Annotated in this window: 15 protein-coding genes; 10 read left to right on the top strand and 5 right to left on the bottom strand. The window is 58.2% G+C overall.

Annotated elements, in window-relative coordinates:
• Positions 1-6: 6 nt before the first annotated feature.
• The 5 genes from ntrX to dusB form a co-directional block, all read right to left on the bottom strand.
• Positions 7-1,416, bottom strand: coding sequence for a nitrogen assimilation response regulator NtrX (gene ntrX, locus AC2TCY_RS13920; protein ID WP_480848160.1), 1,410 nt, complete (start codon positions 1,414-1,416; stop codon positions 7-9).
• The gene (locus AC2TCY_RS13925; protein WP_480848162.1) at positions 1,413-3,701 is read right to left on the bottom strand and encodes a sensor histidine kinase NtrY-like; all 2,289 of its coding nucleotides are present in this window, start codon (positions 3,699-3,701) and stop codon (positions 1,413-1,415) included. Before AC2TCY_RS13925 ends, ntrX begins: the two co-directional genes overlap by 4 nt.
• A gap of 99 nt (positions 3,702-3,800) precedes the next feature.
• Positions 3,801-5,168, bottom strand: coding sequence for a response regulator (locus tag AC2TCY_RS13930; protein WP_480848164.1), 1,368 nt, complete (start codon positions 5,166-5,168; stop codon positions 3,801-3,803).
• Positions 5,168-6,247, bottom strand: coding sequence for a two-component system sensor histidine kinase NtrB (locus AC2TCY_RS13935; protein WP_480848166.1), 1,080 nt, complete (start codon positions 6,245-6,247; stop codon positions 5,168-5,170). Before AC2TCY_RS13935 ends, AC2TCY_RS13930 begins: the two co-directional genes overlap by 1 nt.
• On the bottom strand, positions 6,244-7,227 hold the full coding sequence (gene dusB, locus AC2TCY_RS13940; protein WP_480848168.1) for a tRNA dihydrouridine synthase DusB: 984 nt from the start codon (positions 7,225-7,227) through the stop codon (positions 6,244-6,246). Before dusB ends, AC2TCY_RS13935 begins: the two co-directional genes overlap by 4 nt.
• A 181-nt stretch (positions 7,228-7,408) precedes the next feature.
• Here dusB and AC2TCY_RS13945 point away from each other — a divergent pair, with 181 nt between their 5' ends.
• The 10 genes from AC2TCY_RS13945 to AC2TCY_RS13990 all read left to right on the top strand — a co-directional run bounded on the left by AC2TCY_RS13945 (position 7,409) and on the right by AC2TCY_RS13990 (position 17,368).
• Positions 7,409-8,539, top strand: a complete 1,131-nt coding sequence (locus AC2TCY_RS13945) for a bifunctional 2-C-methyl-D-erythritol 4-phosphate cytidylyltransferase/2-C-methyl-D-erythritol 2,4-cyclodiphosphate synthase (RefSeq protein WP_480848170.1) — start codon at positions 7,409-7,411, stop codon at positions 8,537-8,539.
• Entirely contained in the window at positions 8,536-9,033 is a 498-nt protein-coding gene (locus AC2TCY_RS13950) for a phosphatidylglycerophosphatase A family protein (RefSeq protein ID WP_480848172.1), read from the top strand. The genes AC2TCY_RS13945 and AC2TCY_RS13950 overlap by 4 nt, the downstream gene beginning before the upstream one ends.
• A complete protein-coding gene (locus AC2TCY_RS13955) occupies positions 9,030-9,506 on the top strand; it encodes a CinA family protein (RefSeq protein ID WP_480848174.1) in 477 nt (158 codons plus the stop codon). The genes AC2TCY_RS13950 and AC2TCY_RS13955 overlap by 4 nt, the downstream gene beginning before the upstream one ends.
• A 201-nt stretch (positions 9,507-9,707) precedes the next feature.
• A complete protein-coding gene (locus tag AC2TCY_RS13960) occupies positions 9,708-10,889 on the top strand; it encodes an ammonium transporter (RefSeq protein WP_480848176.1) in 1,182 nt (393 codons plus the stop codon).
• A 144-nt stretch (positions 10,890-11,033) separates the two neighbouring features.
• Positions 11,034-11,711, top strand: a complete 678-nt coding sequence (locus tag AC2TCY_RS13965; RefSeq protein ID WP_480848178.1) for an orotate phosphoribosyltransferase — start codon at positions 11,034-11,036, stop codon at positions 11,709-11,711.
• A 201-nt stretch (positions 11,712-11,912) separates the two neighbouring features.
• Positions 11,913-13,403, top strand: a complete 1,491-nt coding sequence (locus AC2TCY_RS13970) for a replicative DNA helicase (protein WP_480848179.1) — start codon at positions 11,913-11,915, stop codon at positions 13,401-13,403.
• Positions 13,404-13,604: 201 nt separating this feature from the next.
• The gene (locus AC2TCY_RS13975; protein WP_480848181.1) at positions 13,605-14,582 is read left to right on the top strand and encodes a Hint domain-containing protein; all 978 of its coding nucleotides are present in this window, start codon (positions 13,605-13,607) and stop codon (positions 14,580-14,582) included.
• 229 nt (positions 14,583-14,811) lie between these two features.
• Positions 14,812-15,846 carry an alanine racemase gene (gene alr, locus AC2TCY_RS13980; RefSeq protein WP_480848183.1) on the top strand — a complete coding sequence of 345 codons (1,035 nt, stop codon included), beginning with the start codon at positions 14,812-14,814 and terminating at the stop codon, positions 15,844-15,846.
• Positions 15,843-16,625, top strand: a complete 783-nt coding sequence (locus AC2TCY_RS13985) for an MlaE family ABC transporter permease (RefSeq protein WP_480848185.1) — start codon at positions 15,843-15,845, stop codon at positions 16,623-16,625. The genes alr and AC2TCY_RS13985 overlap by 4 nt, the downstream gene beginning before the upstream one ends.
• Positions 16,622-17,368, top strand: coding sequence for an ABC transporter ATP-binding protein (locus tag AC2TCY_RS13990; RefSeq protein WP_480848187.1), 747 nt, complete (start codon positions 16,622-16,624; stop codon positions 17,366-17,368). Before AC2TCY_RS13985 ends, AC2TCY_RS13990 begins: the two co-directional genes overlap by 4 nt.
• The last annotated feature ends 54 nt before the right edge of the window (positions 17,369-17,422 follow it).

Raw genomic sequence — 17,422 nt, forward strand, 5'->3', positions numbered from 1 at the left:
GGCGGATTACTCCGCCGGCTCAGGTTCATCCAGTTGCGCCACACGTGCGCCTGATTTGTTCGAAGTTACCACACCCAGCGATTTCAGCTTACGATGCAACGCGCTGCGTTCCATCCCGACAAAACTGGCGGTGCGGCTGATATTGCCGCCAAAGCGGTTGATCTGAGTCAGCAGGTACTCCCTTTCGAACGCCTCGCGAGCCTCGCGCAGCGGCAAGGTGGCCAAAACGCCAGACAGAACAACGCGACCGGATTCGTCCGGTTTTTCTTCTTCATTGGGCAGTTCGCGCGCTTCGATTGGGCCGGTGCCATCGCCCAGGATCAGAACCCTCTCGATCAGGTTCTTAAGCTGACGCACATTGCCCGGCCAGATCATCGTCTGGAGTAGCGCAACTGCCTCATCGGACAGTTCGCGAACCGGCAAGCCTTGGGTTTCATTGCACATTTCGATGAAATGTTGCGCAAGAACCGGAATGTCCTCGCGCCGCTCTTCCAAAGACGGTACCGCAATCGGAACCACGTTCAATCGGTGATACAGTTCTTCTCGGAACCGGTCGGCTGCGATTTCCGTCCCAAGATCGCGGTTGGTTGATGAAATAACCCGCAGGTCCACCCGAACCTTGTCGGCTCCGCCGACACGCTGAAACTGCTGGTCCACAAGGACACGCAATATCTTCGACTGCGTACCGAGCGGCATGTCGGCGACCTCGTCGAAATAGATCACACCACCATGGGCTTCCTCCAGCAGACCCGACTCAACACCGCGCTCCGAGGATTCACGCCCAAACAGAACCTCTTCCATCCGTTCCGGCTCGACCCCCGCGCAGTTCACAGTAACAAAGGGAGCGTTAGCACGATTGGAATGGGCATGGATGTACCGCGCGGCAATTTCCTTGCCCGATCCGGCGGGCCCGCTCAGCATCACACGACCGTTCGACTTGGTTACCTTGTCCAGCTGTCCTTGCATCGCCCTGAATGAGGCCGACTTGCCAATCATATCCGAACCGCTAATCTCTTTCCGCTTCAGCGAGGCGTTTTCGCGGCGCAGGCGCGAGGTCTCCATGGCGCGGCGGATCACCACCATCAATTGATCGATGTTGAAGGGTTTTTCGATAAAGTCATATGCGCCCTGCTTAATCGCAGCGACCGCAATCTCGATATTGCCGTGGCCGGAAATTATCACCACCGGCACATCCGGGTTGTCACGTTTCACAGCCTTCAGGATGTCGATCCCGTCCATTCGGCTGTCTTTTAGCCAGATATCCAGAATCAGCAACCCGGGTGGTTCGGCATTGATTTCCGCCATGCAATCGTCTGAGTTGCCGGCGAGCCGGGTGGAATAGCCTTCGTCCTCAAGAATGTCGGACACTAGTTCGCGAATATCGCGTTCGTCATCTACGATCAGAATGTCGCTCATCTTTGGCCTGCTTTCAGTTTGTTGGTTTTAATCGCCTGCTTTTGTGGCGCGACGGTGGAGGCCCCTTCGGCCCCAGGCAAACGGATCACAGCCATCGCGCCGTAATGGTCTTGTCCGTTGAAGACGGGCGCATCTTCCAATGTCAGCGCTCCGCCATGTTCTTCGATGATCTTCTTGACGATAGGCAATCCCAAACCGGTTCCCTCGTCGCGGGTAGTTACATAGGGTTCAAACAGCCGCGCCCGGTCTTCAGGCAGGCCGATGCCGTTGTCTGCAATTGTGATGACTGTCCCGGCTTCATCAGGAATCATCGATACTTTGATCTGAGGCATAAGATTGTCCGGCGCGCCCTTTTCTTTAAGCGTTCCAATGGCTTCTCCGGCATTCTTGATCAGGTTGGTCAACGCTTGATTCAGCATCGTCGCATCCACATCCGCAAAAACGGCTTGGGCGGGCAGATCGGAATCAATCTGAACGTCCGGCTGACCTGCCTGCTGCAACAAAACAGCCTCACGAACCAGATCGACCAGATTCTCTTCTCGACGGTCCGGTTCGGGCATGCGCGCGAACTTCGAGAACTCATCCACTATGCGCCGCAAGTCGTTGGTTTGCCGCACGATAACATCCGTCATCGAAACCAGGGTATCGCAGTCTTCTTCATCTAGTTTGCGTGAAAACTTGCGCTTGATCCGTTCAGCGCTCAGTTGGATCGGGGTCAGAGGGTTCTTGATCTCATGAGCGATACGGCGGGCGACGTCGCCCCATGCTGCCATACGCTGCGCGCTAACCAGATCGGTGACGTCGTCAAAGGCAACCACATAACCTTCAAGCCCGCCATCCTCACCCCGACGGGTCGCCATACGCACCAGAAGGTTTTCAAGCTGGCCCTTACGCGTAACTTTGACCTCGCCCTGTACTGCTTCCTGCCCGCTTTCTTTGAGGTTCTCGAACAGCGCCAGAAACTCAGGCACACCAATACCAATCGCCAGGTGCTGTTCTCTGCCCGACCAATCCAGTAACCGCTCAGCCGAACGGTTCACGAATGTCACACAGCCATCTGGATCGATACCCACAACCCCCGAGGTGACAGAGCTCAGCACCGAGTCAAACAGGCGCCTGCGCCGTTCGATATGGCGCGTGTTTTCCAGAAGAGTATCGCGCTGCCCCTTCAATTGGCGGGTCATTTGGTTGAAGTACCGGCCGAGCATGGCGATCTCGTCATCGCTGGCCTCTTCGATCACCTGAACGCCCAGATCGCCGGCACCAACGCGCTGCGCCGCTGTAGTCAGACGTCCGACCGGACGCGAAAGACGTTCCGCAAACCACATGCCCAACGACATCGCCGCCAGAATCAGGATCACGGCAAAACCCAGATATAAAAGGCCGAATTCAAACAAGACCCTGCCCCGCTCGCTTTCAAGCTGGCGGTAGAACTGGGCCGTTTCTTTTGTATCATCCAACAGCGTCAGCAGCTGCCCGTCTACATCACGACTGACGTACAAGTAGCGATCAGCAAAAGCTTGCAATGGCACCAACGCGCGGAACTCGCTGTTATCCCAATCGGCAATGACCGCCATGCCAAGATCGTTGGCCTCGGTCATCTGCTCTGGCGTGGGCTGTTCGTAGTTGAACAAGTAAGACCGATCACCACGGGATCGGATTTCCCCACTACCGTCGATGACATAGGCCTCACGCAGGCCCCGCTGGATCTGCGCCTGACCCTGCGCAAGGACCTCGCGCAACTCGGCATCACTGATGTAGAAATCCAGCGCCCGCGCATTGTCCAGATATCGGGCCAGTACCCTAGCATCCTGCGTCAGACCTTGCTGGTGTTCCTGTTCATACGCTTCAGCGGCCGACAATGAAGACCCAACAACCTGCCGCACACGGTCCGAGAACCAGCCCTCAAGACCAATATTCACGGTTAGACCGGCGAAGATCGCCACAGTGACCGTCGGAACCAGCGCCAGTAGGGTAAACGCGCCAATCAGGCGTAAATGCAGCCGCGAACCTGCGGATTTTGCCCGCCGCGCAGCGATCAGGCTGCCCAATTGCCCCAGCACCAAGGCGGCGACAACGAGAACATACACAAGATCAGCAAGGAGAATCAGCCGCAGCGTCGGAGCTGTCGCGCCAAGATCAAATGGGCCGATGACCAGATAAGTCGCAAACGCCAGCACAGGGCCCAATATGACCAGACCCAAAGTGCTGAAATTGCGGAATCTCCGGGACTTGCGCCACCGGTTGATCGATAGGATCGGCCCGTTCTGTGCCCGGGTTGCCACCGTCTGCCCTCATTCTGATGTGTCGCCTGCGCGACTTACCGCCATATGTCGTGGTCGTTGGCCGGGAGAAACCCGGATGCCACGTTTTGTGTGGCGATATTACATCAGTTTGCGTCGGCGTGTCACCTGAATATCGAGATCCGTAATTTTTTTACGCAGCGTATTCCTGTTGATCCCTAATAAGTCAGCACATTTTGCCTGATTTCCGCCGGTTGCATCCAGCGCAATTTCGATCAGAGGTGCTTCAACTTCGCGCAAAATCCGCTGATACAGGCCCGGCGGCGGCAAAATGTTTCCGTGTAAATCGAAATACCGCCTCAGATGGCGCTCGACGGACGAAGACAGCTTTTCACGCTCACCATCGCCCAGAACCGGCTCAGCTTCAGGCTGGCTACCCAGAACCAATTCGACTTCAACCCTGGAGATTTCTTCGGCACGGCTGGTCAGGCTCAGGCGGCGAATTGCGTTTTCCAGCTGACGCACATTGCCGGGCCAGGAATACCGACGCACCAGTTCAACCGCTTCCGCGCTGAGCCAACGTTTCGTTTCGGTTTCGCGCTCTTCTCTGGCCAGGAAATGGTCGGCCAGCAGAGTGATGTCGTCCACCCGTTCCCGCAACGCCGGAACGTGGATCGTCGCGCCGCACAGACGATAGTATAGATCCTGTCGCACACGGCCAGTTTCCATTGCCTCGGTCAGGTCTGACTGGCTGGTGGCCATAAAACGCGGAGCATGATCACCGGGCGTGTCCATCATCCGCACGATCCGGGCCTGAATCTCTTCGTCGATATCAGCAATCTCATCAATCAGCAGCGTCCCGCCGCGTACTCGCGCCATGACCCGCGCGGGACCCTCCAGGTCGCTCAGTTCGGTCGCAGTCACGGTCACAAAGGGCAAAGTTCGACGGTCCGAAAAATCGTGAATAGCGCGGGCAATCAAAGACTTGCCGGTTCCACTTTCACCGGAAATCATCACCGACAGATCCGTATTCATCACTCGCGCCACTAACCTATACAGCGCCTGCATTAATGGTGTCCGCCCGACCAGTGGCAACTCATCCGGCCGATCCTCTGTCGCGTCGGTCGGCTCTGGCAGAGCGCGTTGTTTCTGGTCCAATGCGCGCGCGGTACGTTTCATCAGGTCCGGCAAGTCAAATGGCTTAGGCAGATAGTCATAGGCATCCGCCTCAGCCGCCTGAATCGCTGTCATGATCGTGTTCTGGGCTGAAATCACAATCACCGGAAGCCCGGGCCGATCCAAGGCAATCTTGGGCAACATCTCAAGGCCATTACCGTCGGGCATAACAACATCCGAGATTACCACATCGCCCTTGCCCTCACCGACCCAGCGCATCAGCGTCGTCAGGGACGAGGTGGCATGCACCTTGCATCCGGCCCGTGTCAGGGCCTGTGTCAGAACGGTTCGGATTGTGCGATCGTCATCGGCGACCAGAACTGTGCCATCCATCAGGTGCTCTCCTTACTCTGCTCTTCTCGAGGAGCCCGTCGCAGGGACAGGCGAAATACGGTGCGACCGGGAACCGAGTCGGCGGAAATCCAGCCGTCGTGGTCCGACACGATCTTGCTGACCAGTGCCAGCCCGAGGCCTGTGCCGTTCTCCTTGCCCGATACGAAGGGGTCAAAAATATCGCTGCGGATTTTCTCGGGCAGACCGGGGCCATCGTCGATGATCTCGATCTGCAAGGGCAGCGAGTGACCCGAACCGTCGCTGCGGCGCAGGCGGAACGAGTGTTCGAAATAGGTCCGCAACCGGATTACGCCGCCATTTGGGGCCGCCTCGGATGCGTTCTTTAGAAGGTTCAGCACCACCTGCAAGAATTGATCCGGGTCGCCATAGGCCAAGGGCAGCGAAGGATCGTAATCCTCGATGATGGTCATGTGGGCCCCAAAACCAAGCAGCGCCGACCGCCGCGCACGATCAAGGACGTCATGGATATTGACCGGCCGGAAATCGGGTTGAGACAGGTTTCCGAATTGCTCGACCTGCTCCAGAAGCTTCACGATACGGCGCGTTTCTGCGACGATAAGGTCTGTTAATTCTAGGTCTTGCTGCGGAATGTTCATGCTCAGCAACTGCGCAGCACCTGTGATACCTGCCAGTGGGTTCTTAATCTCATGCGCCAGCATTTCCGCCATCCCGATCGCGGATTGCGCTGCTGATTTCACTGTATTTCCCAGCGTCATCCGACCTGCCAGTTCGCGCGGCGAAACGATCATGATCATCATGCCCGGATGGCCCATCAACGGCGCAATTTGCAGCGCGCATTGCAGAGGGGCCCGGTTGCCTGACCCAACATCCACATCATTAACAAAGAGTGGACTACCGTACTGCCGGGCGCGCAGGAACGCCTCTTCCAGCGGTGCATCCACCGCCAGCAGATCCCAGACCGGGCTTCCCAGTACCGATTTGCGCGAGGCGTTCAGAAACCCTTCTCCCGACGAGTTTACATCGGCAACACGATCTTCAACGTCAATGATGAAGGCCGGGACCGGCAACGAGGCCCAGATGGCTTGGTCCGAAGTCATGCGGCCACCTCTGTCTGGCTGATCAGAGCGTCGCCCAACAGATGCAACACCTCGTCCGGATCACGCGATGTCAGAACCGACCGGCGCAAGAGCGCGGGCGTACCCGCCTCATCCATGTACCACCCCAGATGCTTGCGGGCGACGCGCAAGCCCAGATCCTGACCATAGAACCCCAGCATTGCCTGATAATGTGCGCGCACCATGGCTACCAGGCCCTCCCCCTCAGGGATATCGGGCGCCGCACCGCCGTAGAGATCGTGACAGATCTGAGCCAATAGCCACGGTTTGCCCTGTGCTCCGCGTCCGATCATTACGCCGTCCGCTTTCGACTTTTCCAAAGCCACCTTCGCCGCCACAGTATCGATGATATCTCCATTGGCGATAACTGGGATCGAGACCGCCTCTTTCACCGCCCGGATCGCCTGCCAGTCGGCGCGACCTTTGTAGAACTGACACCGGGTGCGTCCGTGGATTGTGACCATCTGAATGCCGGCCTCCTGCGCGCGGCGCGCAACATCCGGCGCGTTCAGAAGCGAGTCATCCCATCCCAGCCGAGTTTTCAGTGTCACCGGAATGTCCACCGCGCTCACCACGGCTTCGATCAACGTCAGCGCGTGGTCCGGCGTCTTTAGCAATGCGGAACCAGAATACCCGTTCGTCACCTTCTTGGCCGGACATCCCATATTTATGTCGATTACCCGTGCACCGCGGTCGGCAACCTGTCTGGCGGCTTCTGCCATCCAGTGCGCCTCACGCCCAGCCAGTTGCACAGCGGTGTTTTCCACATCCGCCGAAAGTTCGGCCCGCTCACGCACACCGGGCTTGGCCTGAACCATCTCCTGACTGGCCACCATCTCGCTAATGACCATACCTGCGCCGAAGCGCATCACAAGATCACGGAATGGCCGGTCAGTGATTCCAGCCATCGGCGCCAACAACACCGGAGGGGTCAGTTCCTTTTCAGCAAGACGCAGGGTCAACGTGCCTAATCCTTGAGCAATTGCAGGTTTGATATCGAAATCGCAGCATATGAACAAGAAAACGGCGGCAAACAAGCCCGCAGAATCATCACATGCCTATTTTTTAAGCATATTGACCTGGGTGATTGCCTCTGCATTCACCGCCCCCTAAACATTGCGCAACACAGGAGACACTGCCCCCATGACGACCGCCGCCATCATTGTCGCCGCAGGACGCGGATTACGCGCCGGTGGCGGCACGCCAAAACAATGGCGTTCACTTTCCGGTCGGCGGGTGGCCGATTGGACCATCGAGCGCTTTCAGGGTCAGGTCGATCACATCGTATTGGTTATCGCGCCCGAAGACACCTCGGCTTGGGAGGAGTTCGGTAACTCGGGCTTGATCCTTGCCGCTGGCGGCGCGGACCGGGCCGGATCGGTTCAAAACGGGCTACAGGCGCTGACCGGATACGGCGTCGAGCAAGTTCTCATTCATGACGTGGCGCGTCCCTGTGTCAGCGCTCGCGTTATTCAGGACGTTCTTCAGGCGCTGGACACCCACCTTGCGGCAGCGCCGGGACTGGCAGTTACTGATGCCCTGTGGGTCGGAGATGACGCAAGTGTTTCAGGCACCCAGGATCGAAGCAACCTGTTCGCGGCACAAACGCCGCAGGGGTTCCGATATGACGCCATCTTGGCGGCGCATGCCGCACATCCCGGAGGCGCAGCAGATGACGTCGAAGTCGCTCGCGCCGCTGGGCTGGACGTTGCCATCGTGCCTGGCGACGCGGACAATATCAAAATCACGCGACCCGAGGATTTTGCCCGGGCGGAACGCATATTGGGAACGGACATGGATGTAAGGCTGGGCAACGGTTACGATGTACACCGCTTTGGTGACGGGGATCATGTAATCCTGTGCGGTGTGAAAGTGCCACATGACCGCGGGTTGCAGGGGCACTCGGATGCTGATGTCGGCATGCACGCGGTAACCGACGCAATCTACGGCGCGCTGGCGCAGGGCGATATCGGTCAGCATTTCCCCCCGTCCGACCCTCAATGGAAGGGGGCTGCCAGCGAGGTTTTTCTGCGGCACGCGGTCGAGTTGGCGCACCAGATGGGCTATCGCATCTCGAACGTGGATTGCACGCTGGTTTGCGAGTATCCCAAAATAGGACCTCATGCGCAGGCAATGCGAGAAGAAATGTCCAAAATCATAGAGTTGCGCGCAGATCAGATCTCGGTCAAAGCGACCACATCCGAACGGTTGGGCTTTACTGGCCGCAGCGAGGGGATCGCCTCGCTCGCCACAGCCTGTCTGGTGAAAGCATGACCGCCGCGCGTTTGATTGGAACTGTCGGGGGCGTTGGATACCTGCGCCCTGCCCCGGGCACATGGGGGTCTCTGGTTGCGCTGCCATTGGCCTGGCTGCTTCACACGCTGGGCGGGTTTCCCCTGCTGGTTCTGGCAACTTTCGCCGCGTTCTTTGGGGGCTTGTGGGCTACACGCGTTATGACGGCGGGACAGGACGATCACGACCCGTCAGAAATCGTGATCGACGAGGTGGCCGGACAGTTCATTGCCCTGTGGGCCATTTCCTACCCCGCCTGGGCACATGGGATTGAGATCACGGCCCTCTGGCCCGGCTGGGTCGCGGGGTTCATCCTGTTTCGCCTGTTCGACGTCACCAAACCCGGCCCCGTCGGTTGGGCAGACCGGCGTGGTGATCCAATGGGTGTCATGCTGGACGACGTGATTGCCGGGGTATTTGCCGCTGTTGGCGTACTAATTCTCGCAGGCATTTCGCATGGGGTCTTGGGCCTATGAACGTTGCCGATCTACTCGATCGCGCCAGGGTGAAAAACCTGATGATCGCCACTGCCGAGAGCTGCACGGGCGGCATGGTGGCCGCCGCACTGATCGACATACCCGGCAGTTCCGCCGTCGTTGACCGGGGTTTCGTCACCTACACCAACGCTGCAAAGCAACAGATGCTGGGCGTTCGCGCTGAAACCCTGACCGCGCATGGTGCAGTGTCCGAAGAGGTCGCCCGCGAGATGGCCGAAGGTGCGCTGCGCAATTCTCAGGCGCAACTGGCTGTTTCCATCACCGGCATCGCTGGCCCCGGCGGTTCTGAGTTCAAGCCCGAAGGACGCGTCTGCTTCGGGCTGGCCGCCAACGGGCAGCAGACGCAAGTAGAAACAGTTGAGTTCGGTGCTTTGGGCCGCGATGCTGTCCGCCGCGCTGCCCGAGACCACGCGCTGGCGCTTCTCTTTCAGGGCGTTTCGCGTTTCGCTTAAAATTGCGTCACATACACCCAGAAAGCGCAAAAATTATCACCAGTTAAAAAAAGGCCCTCGAAGCAGGCGGTCTTTTAGGGTGTTGCCTCTTTTTTCCTCTCCATCCCTTCGCTTCAACGCAGAGCACACCACTCACGATGCGCCAGTATGTGACGTGCAAGCACAGATCGGCGCCCCTGCAGCGAAAGAGGAGAGCGGCCCATGAACGGAGCCGATACAGCATGGATCATCGTCGCAACGGCGCTGGTCCTGTTCATGACATTACCGGGCCTTGCCCTGTTTTATGGCGGCCTTGTGCGCGCGCGAAACGTGCTGAGCGTGTTCATGCATTGCTTCAGCATTGCCTGCCTGATGAGTATCCTTTGGCTGGTCGCCGGATACTCAATTGCGTTTGGCCCGGGCGACTCCGGCCTTTGGGGCGGGCTGGGCAAAGCGTTTCTGAACGGCGTCGACGCCAACAGCCTGGCCGGCACCCTGCCCGAGGTTCTGTTTTTTGCTTTCCAGATGACATTTGCCATCATTACCCCGGCCCTGATCGTCGGGGCCTATGTTGAGCGTGTGGGGTTCGGATTTGTGCTGACCTTCTCGGCCCTTTGGATGCTGCTGTGTTACGCACCGGTCGTCCACTGGATCTGGGGTGGAGGAATCCTCAGTGACGGCGGCATTCTGGGTGAGATTGGCGTACGCGACTTTGCTGGCGGCATCGTCGTGCATGAAACCGCCGGGCTGGCGGCGCTGATCATCGCTGTGATCCTCGGACCACGCCGCAATCGCACGACCCCGCCCCACAATCCCGGCTATGTCATGGTCGGTGCCGCGATGCTGTGGGTTGGCTGGTTCGGCTTTAACGGCGGTTCACAACTGGCAGCTGACGGTGGTGCAGCAATGGCGATGACCGTGACGCATCTGTCTGCGGCCACCGCCTCACTGACTTGGGCACTGTGGGAGAAGATCCGCTTTGGCAAAGCCTCGATGGTGGGTCTGGTCACGGGCACCATCGCGGGTTTGGCCTCGATCACCCCGGCCTCGGGCTTTGTCGGCCCCGTGCAGGCGCTGATTATCGGTGGCGTCGCCGGTGTCCTGTGTCAGGAGGCGGTCTATGTCATGCGCACTATGCTGAAAATCGATGACACGCTGGATGTCTTCGCCGTGCACGGTGTCGGCGGTATATTTGGGACGCTCATGATCGCACTGTTCGGTCTGGGCACGTGGACCGCGCAGCTGGGTGGGCTGGTGATCGTGGGTGCCTTTACGGCAGTTGTCACGATTGTGTTGGTCAAAGTGGTTGCGCTGATCACACCGCTTCGCGTAGATGCGGAGACCGAAACAAATGGGCTCGATCTTTCGGTTCACGGAGAGCGCGCCTACGACATCAGCAGCTAAGCCCACCTTGGTTGCTTGACCGCCCGTAAGGGCAAAAGCGGACCTCTTTGGGGTCCGCTTTTCTTTTGCAGGGCAACCCTCTCGACTCTGGGTCAAAGGACAGGCTATCAGCCCGCAACGCCATTTCAGCTCCGAGGTTCCGTCATGATCCCCAGTTCATTTCCCGATAGCACAGAAATCGCCCGCCTGACCGCACGGATGCTGCTTGAGATCAAGGCTGTCCATTTCAACGCGCGCGAACCATTTACGCTGGCCAGCGGCCTGCCCAGTCCAACTTATATCGACTGCCGAAAGCTGATCTCGTACCCTCGTATCCGATCCACACTGATGGACTTTCTGACCGTCACAGTAATGCGCGACGCCGGGTTCGAAGCTTTCGACAATATCGCAGGCGGGGAAACAGCAGGCATTCCCTTTGCTGCTATGGTTGCCGAACGCATGGCCTTGCCGATGACCTACGTGCGCAAGAAGCCCAAAGGTTACGGCCGCAACGCCCGAATCGAAGGCGCGATGACTGAGGGCGAGCGTGTGTTGCTGGTTGAAGATCTTACCACCGATGGTGGATCCAAACTGTCCTTTGTCGACGCAATCCGTGAAACCGGCGCGACTTGCGGTCATACTGCGGTAATCTTCTACTACGGTATCTTCCCGGATACCGAGAAAACGCTGGGCGACCATGGTGTTCAACTGCATCACCTCTGCACATGGTGGGACGTACTGGCAGAAGCCAAGGCTCAGAAAGCATTCGATCAAGAGACGCTGGATGGCGTCGAAGCATTCTTGAATGATCCACGCGGATGGCAGGAAGCGCACAAGAGTTGACGCGACGCAATCTGTTTCCAAACTAGAAACATCCGAGCGAACAGCCGGTCATTCCCCTACAACATGTTGACGAAGCCCCGTCCCATCCTGCAATATGATGGGGCGGAGAGATATGCACAGGCTATCCCCAGAAAACATACAATTTGCGCCGACTCATGGCGTTGCGATATGGCCTCTGCTCAAGGGACATAGAGAACAGCAATGAACGAGATCAGCAGTATCGAGCAGGCAGCGGCTCAGATTCAGAATGCCGAAACCATGCCGCACTCCATCGAGGCCGAGCAGCAGCTTCTGGGTGCAATCCTGACCAATAACGACCTGTATGATCGTGTGGCCTCGATCATCGGGGCCGAGCATTTCTATGACCCGGTTCACTCACGGATCTACGAGGTCGCGGCCACGCGCATCGCCAAGAATGCGCTGGCCTCGCCTGTGACGCTGAAATCTTTCATGGCTGAAGATGAGGGCCTGAAGGAACTTGGCGGCCCGGCCTATCTGGTCAAGCTGGCGGGTGCCTCGATCAGTGCCTTTGCCGTGCATGACTATGCCCAGATGATCTATGACCTCGCCATCCGGCGCGAGCTGATCCGTTTGGGACGGGACATCTCGGACAAAGCCGCGCGGGTCGATGTTGCCAGTGAGCCAAAAGAACAAATCGTCGAGGCCGAGCAGCAGCTTTATCAATTATCCGAGCAGGGCCAGACCGAACAAGGCTTTCAATCCTTCCTCAAGGCGGTCACAGAAGCCGTCAACGTCACCAACGAAGCATACCAGCGCGGTGGTGGCATGGCGGGGATTTCCACCGGTCTGGCCGATTTGGACAAACAGCTGGGCGGTCTGCACCCCTCTGACCTGATTATCCTGGCCGGACGCCCGTCGATGGGGAAAACCTCGCTCGCGACCAACGTGGCATTCAACGTCGCCAAGGCTTATAAACGCGGCCTGAAACCGGACGGCAGCGAAGGCGCGATCGATGGCGGCGTCGTTGGTTTCTTCTCATTGGAAATGAGCGCCGAGCAGCTTGCCGGCCGGGTTCTGGCCGAAGCGTCCGAGATATCCTCGCATAAGATCCGTCAGGGCGACATGACCGAGGCCGAGTTCCGCCGTTTCGTGGACGCGGCCAAGGAATTGGAAGCCTGTCCCCTGTTCATCGACGATACCCCAGCCCTGCCCATCTCGCAGCTTGCTGCCCGAGCGCGGCGGTTGAAGCGGACGCATGGGCTGGACCTGTTGGTGATCGACTACCTACAGCTGTGCCGAGGTATGGCCGAAAACCGTGTCAACGAAATCGCTGAAATTTCGATGGGCATGAAAGCCATTGCCAAGGAACTCAACATCCCGGTTATTGCCCTGTCCCAGCTGTCGCGTCAGGTCGAAAACCGTGACGACAAGCGCCCGCAATTGTCCGACCTGCGGGAATCGGGCTCGATCGAACAGGACGCCGACGTCGTGATGTTCGTGTTCCGCGAGGAATACTACAAGGAACGTGAAAAGCCCGGCGATCATGAGCTGGAAAAGATGGAAGAGTGGAAGCAGGCCATGGAGCGCCTGCATGCCAAGGCTGAGGTCATCGTTGGCAAGCAACGCCACGGCCCCATCGGCACGGTTGAACTCTCGTTCGAGGCGCAATTCACTCGTTTCGGCAATCTGGTCAAACCCTGGCAACAGGATGGTCAGATCGAAGGGTATTGAACCTACTGCGCCTTTAGAACCTGCGCCGGTTTCCAGCGTTGTTTTTGCAAAAATACTCTGTTTGTGATAGCTCAATTGCAACTAAGCGATGCAGGTCGCAATACAGGTTAAGGCTTAGAATATTTGCCAGCAATCATATCGGAAATAAGGTATCGCAACGGGCCAAATTCCTCTCCGGATGAGGATTTTATCGAAGTCCGTGTGCCCACTGGCACAAATGTGTCGAATTTGACGGTTGAGGTGTATAACTCAAACGGCACATTGCGCAGTTCGGACGATGTAGATACCGGGACAATGACAACGGTTGGCGGGTTTGACTACTACGTGATTTCGGCCCGCATCAACCGTTTCGGAGCTGTGTCCCTCGTCGAAGATGGCTCGGTGCTGAGTTTCGTTTCGTTCGACCAACAAGTCACGGCCACGCAGGGCGCGGCCGATGGGCAGACATCGACACAGATCGGCAGCAACGGCACCGATGACACCGCATCGCTCACATCGACGGATGGGGTGAACTTTGTCGAAAACCCGAATCCCAATCCCGGTGCGCCATGTTTTACTTCGGGCACCAGAATACTTACCGCCAAAGGCGAGGTCCGGGTCGAAGACCTACGAGCCGGCGATTGTGTCCTGAGCCAGGACGGAACCTATGAACCTGTGCGTTTGGTGCTATCCCGCAGCCTGCGCCTGTCAGAGCTGATCAAAACGCCAGAATTGCGTCCGGTCCGCATTGTAACGGGGGCTCTGGGCAACGGATTTCCACAACGTGATCTGCTGGTTTCCAGACAGCATCGCATGGTCGTGAGGTCTGCGATCGCGCAGCGAATGTTCGGTGCGCGGTCGGTTCTGGTGTCGGCTATTCGACTGACAGAATTGCCCGGAATTTTCGTTGATGTCGAACTAACCAGCGTAACCTATTACCACCTCGTATTCGACCGTCATACTATCGTTTTCTCCGAAGGAGCGCCCAGCGAAAGCCTGTTTACGGGTCCTCAGGCCATGCAGTCCATGACCGCTGAGGCGCGCGAGGAACTGGCGCTTTTGTTTCCGAAACTAACCGACGCGGATCACGCCCGGCCAGCTTGCTACATTCCGACCGGCAAGCGCCAGAAAAAGCTAGTGACTCGGCATCTGAGAAACAACAAACCACTGCTGGAATTTCAAACTGCAAAAGACGCCTAATCGCTCTTGGGATGTGTTGAGCGTAAACGATCAAGCAACCCAGTCGCCTTTGATCTGCAAGCTCGCACAATCACGGCTAGACAAATAAAGCAGAAGCTTTCGCAAAAGTATCCGCATCAGCCAATAAAACCGTGCACGGCAAGCAGGAAACCACTTATGTCACGCAGAACTAAAGCGGAATCGCCTGATACCCCCTTGACCTGCCGGTTTCCAATGTCATGAACGACCCATGAGTACTGCACGTTTAACGATCAACCTTCAGTCGCTTGCCCAAAACTGGCGAGCGCTCGACGCGAAAACACGTGTCGAAACCGGCGCTGTTGTCAAAGCTGATGCCTACGGGCTGGGTGCCGAACCCGTGTCCTGGACGCTGGCCGACGAAGGCGTTCGCAAGTTCTTTGTCGCCGTCGCCGAAGAAGGCGCCACCGTGCGCAAGGCCATTGGACCCGGACCGGATATCTTTGTTTTCTCCGGGCATATGGACGGTGACAACGAACTGATTTCGGCCCACGGCCTGATCCCGCTGATAAATTCACCGGAACAGTTTCAGCGTCATCGTCAGGCCCTACCCGAGCATCCGTTCGGCATACAGCTGGACAGCGGAATGAACCGGTTGGGGCTGGAACCCAACGAATGGGCCGAGTTGCGCGATGCAGCCCTGGCGCTGAACCCGGTGGTTGCGATGTCCCATCTGGCCTGTGCGGACGAGCCGGATAACCCGATGAATCAGCAGCAGTTGCAGACGTTCCGGGACATGACCGACGGAATCTCGGTGCCGCGCTCTCTGGCGGCAACAGGCGGAACGTTGCTCGGGCCGGAATTCCACTTTGATTTCTGCCGCCCGGGCATCGGCCTTTATGGGGGCCTGCCCTTCGCCGAAGCAAAACCCGTAGTCACGGTCGATTTGCCTGTCGTGCAAGTGCGCCAAGTCGAAGTGGGTGAAGCAGTCGGATACGGCGGCAGCTGGACCGCTCGCAGACCTTCCCGGATTGCGACAGTCGCAGCAGGCTATGCCGACGGGTTGCACCGTGCAATTGGCGGCGGCATCGATGCCTTCGCAGGGGACCTGCCCTGCCCGGTTGTCGGACGTATTTCGATGGACCTGATTACTGTTGACGTCACCGACCTTCCGCACGATCCCGAGCGCCTGCGCATCCTGAACGGGCACCAGACAGTGGATGACCTGGCCGAGGCCGCAGGCACCATTGGCTATGAAATTCTGACCTCGATGGGCAACCGTTATTCGCGAGGCTACGTGGAATGAACCCAATCACCGCGCTGGGGGGGCTGGGCCGCGCCGTACTAAATGCGTTCGCGGCTTTTGGCCGGGTTGCCCTGTTCGCCGTTGATGCGATCTCGCACATCTTCCGCCCGCCTTTCTATCCGCGGGAATTCATGATTGCGTTGCTGAATATCGGCTGGCTGTCCCTGCCCGTCGTCGGACTAACCGCCATTTTCACCGGGGGTGCATTGGCCCTGCAAATCTATGCAGGCGGCGCCCGCTTCAATGCCGAGGCTGTCGTGCCCCAGATCGTCGCCATCGGTATGGTGCGCGAGCTTGGCCCGGTGTTGGTCGGACTGATGATTGCAGCGCGCGTGACCTCCTCCATCGCGGCCGAGATCGCCACGATGAAAGTGACCGAGCAGATCGACGCGCTGGTGACTCTGTCGACCCATCCGATGAAATACTTGACCGCGCCGCGCGTGCTTGCGGCCCTGCTGACAGTTCCGGTCCTGGTTGCGGTGGGCGACATCATCGGCATCGCCGGAGGTTATACGGTCGCCACGCAAAACCTGGGCTTCAACCCGGCGGCTTACCTGAAAAACACCGTCGATTTCCTTGAAGCCCGCGATGTCGTTTCATCGCTGGTCAAAGGTGCAGCCTTTGGCATGATCGCCGCCATCATGGGGTGCTACTACGGTATGACCTCGGGCCGCGGCGCGCAGGGCGTGGGCCGTGCCACCAAAGGCTCGGTCGAAGCCGCCGCCGTGCTGATCCTCGCCGCCAACTTTGTTCTGACAGGGGTGTTCTTCTCGCTATGATACGGATGGAGAACGTACATAAAGCCTTTGACGACAACCACGTGTTGCAGGGCATGAATCTCGAGATCCCAAAGGGCACCTCGATGGTTATCATTGGCGGCTCGGGCACCGGGAAATCGGTGGCGCTGAAATGTATCCTTGGCCTGATCAAACCCGACAGCGGAAAGATTTACGTTGACGGCAAGAATGCGCAAAAAGGCGATCGAGACGCATTCCTGGCCCGTTTTGGCATGCTGTTTCAGGGCGGCGCACTGTTTGACTCGCTGCCCATCTGGCAAAACGTCGCCTTCCGCCTGCTGCGCGGTCCGCTGAAGCGTCCCCCAGAATACGCCCGCGAGATCGCCATCGACAAACTGCGCCGCGTCGGCCTGCGGGCCAAGGTGGCTGATTTGTATCCATCGGAACTGTCGGGCGGTATGCAAAAACGCGTGGGCCTGGCCCGCGCCATCGCCGCCGACCCCGAGATCATTTTCTTCGATGAACCCACTACCGGCCTCGACCCGATCATGTCCGGCGTCATCAACGACCTGATCCGCGAGATCGTGACCGAAATGGGCGCCACAGCAATGACCATCACGCATGACATGAGCTCGGTCCGAGCGATTGCCGACAACGTAGCAATGCTGCATGACGGGATGATCCAGTGGACCGGACCGGTGGAGCAGATGGATTCCTCAGGCGATCCCTATGTGGAGCAGTTCATCAGCGGCAGTGCTGAAGGTCCGATTGAGGCGGTACGTTAGGGTCAATTCGGCTCAACCAAAAAAACTCAGTCACATGCGACGGAATTCTCAACG

This window comes from Ruegeria sp. HKCCD7181 (assembly GCF_057221055.1).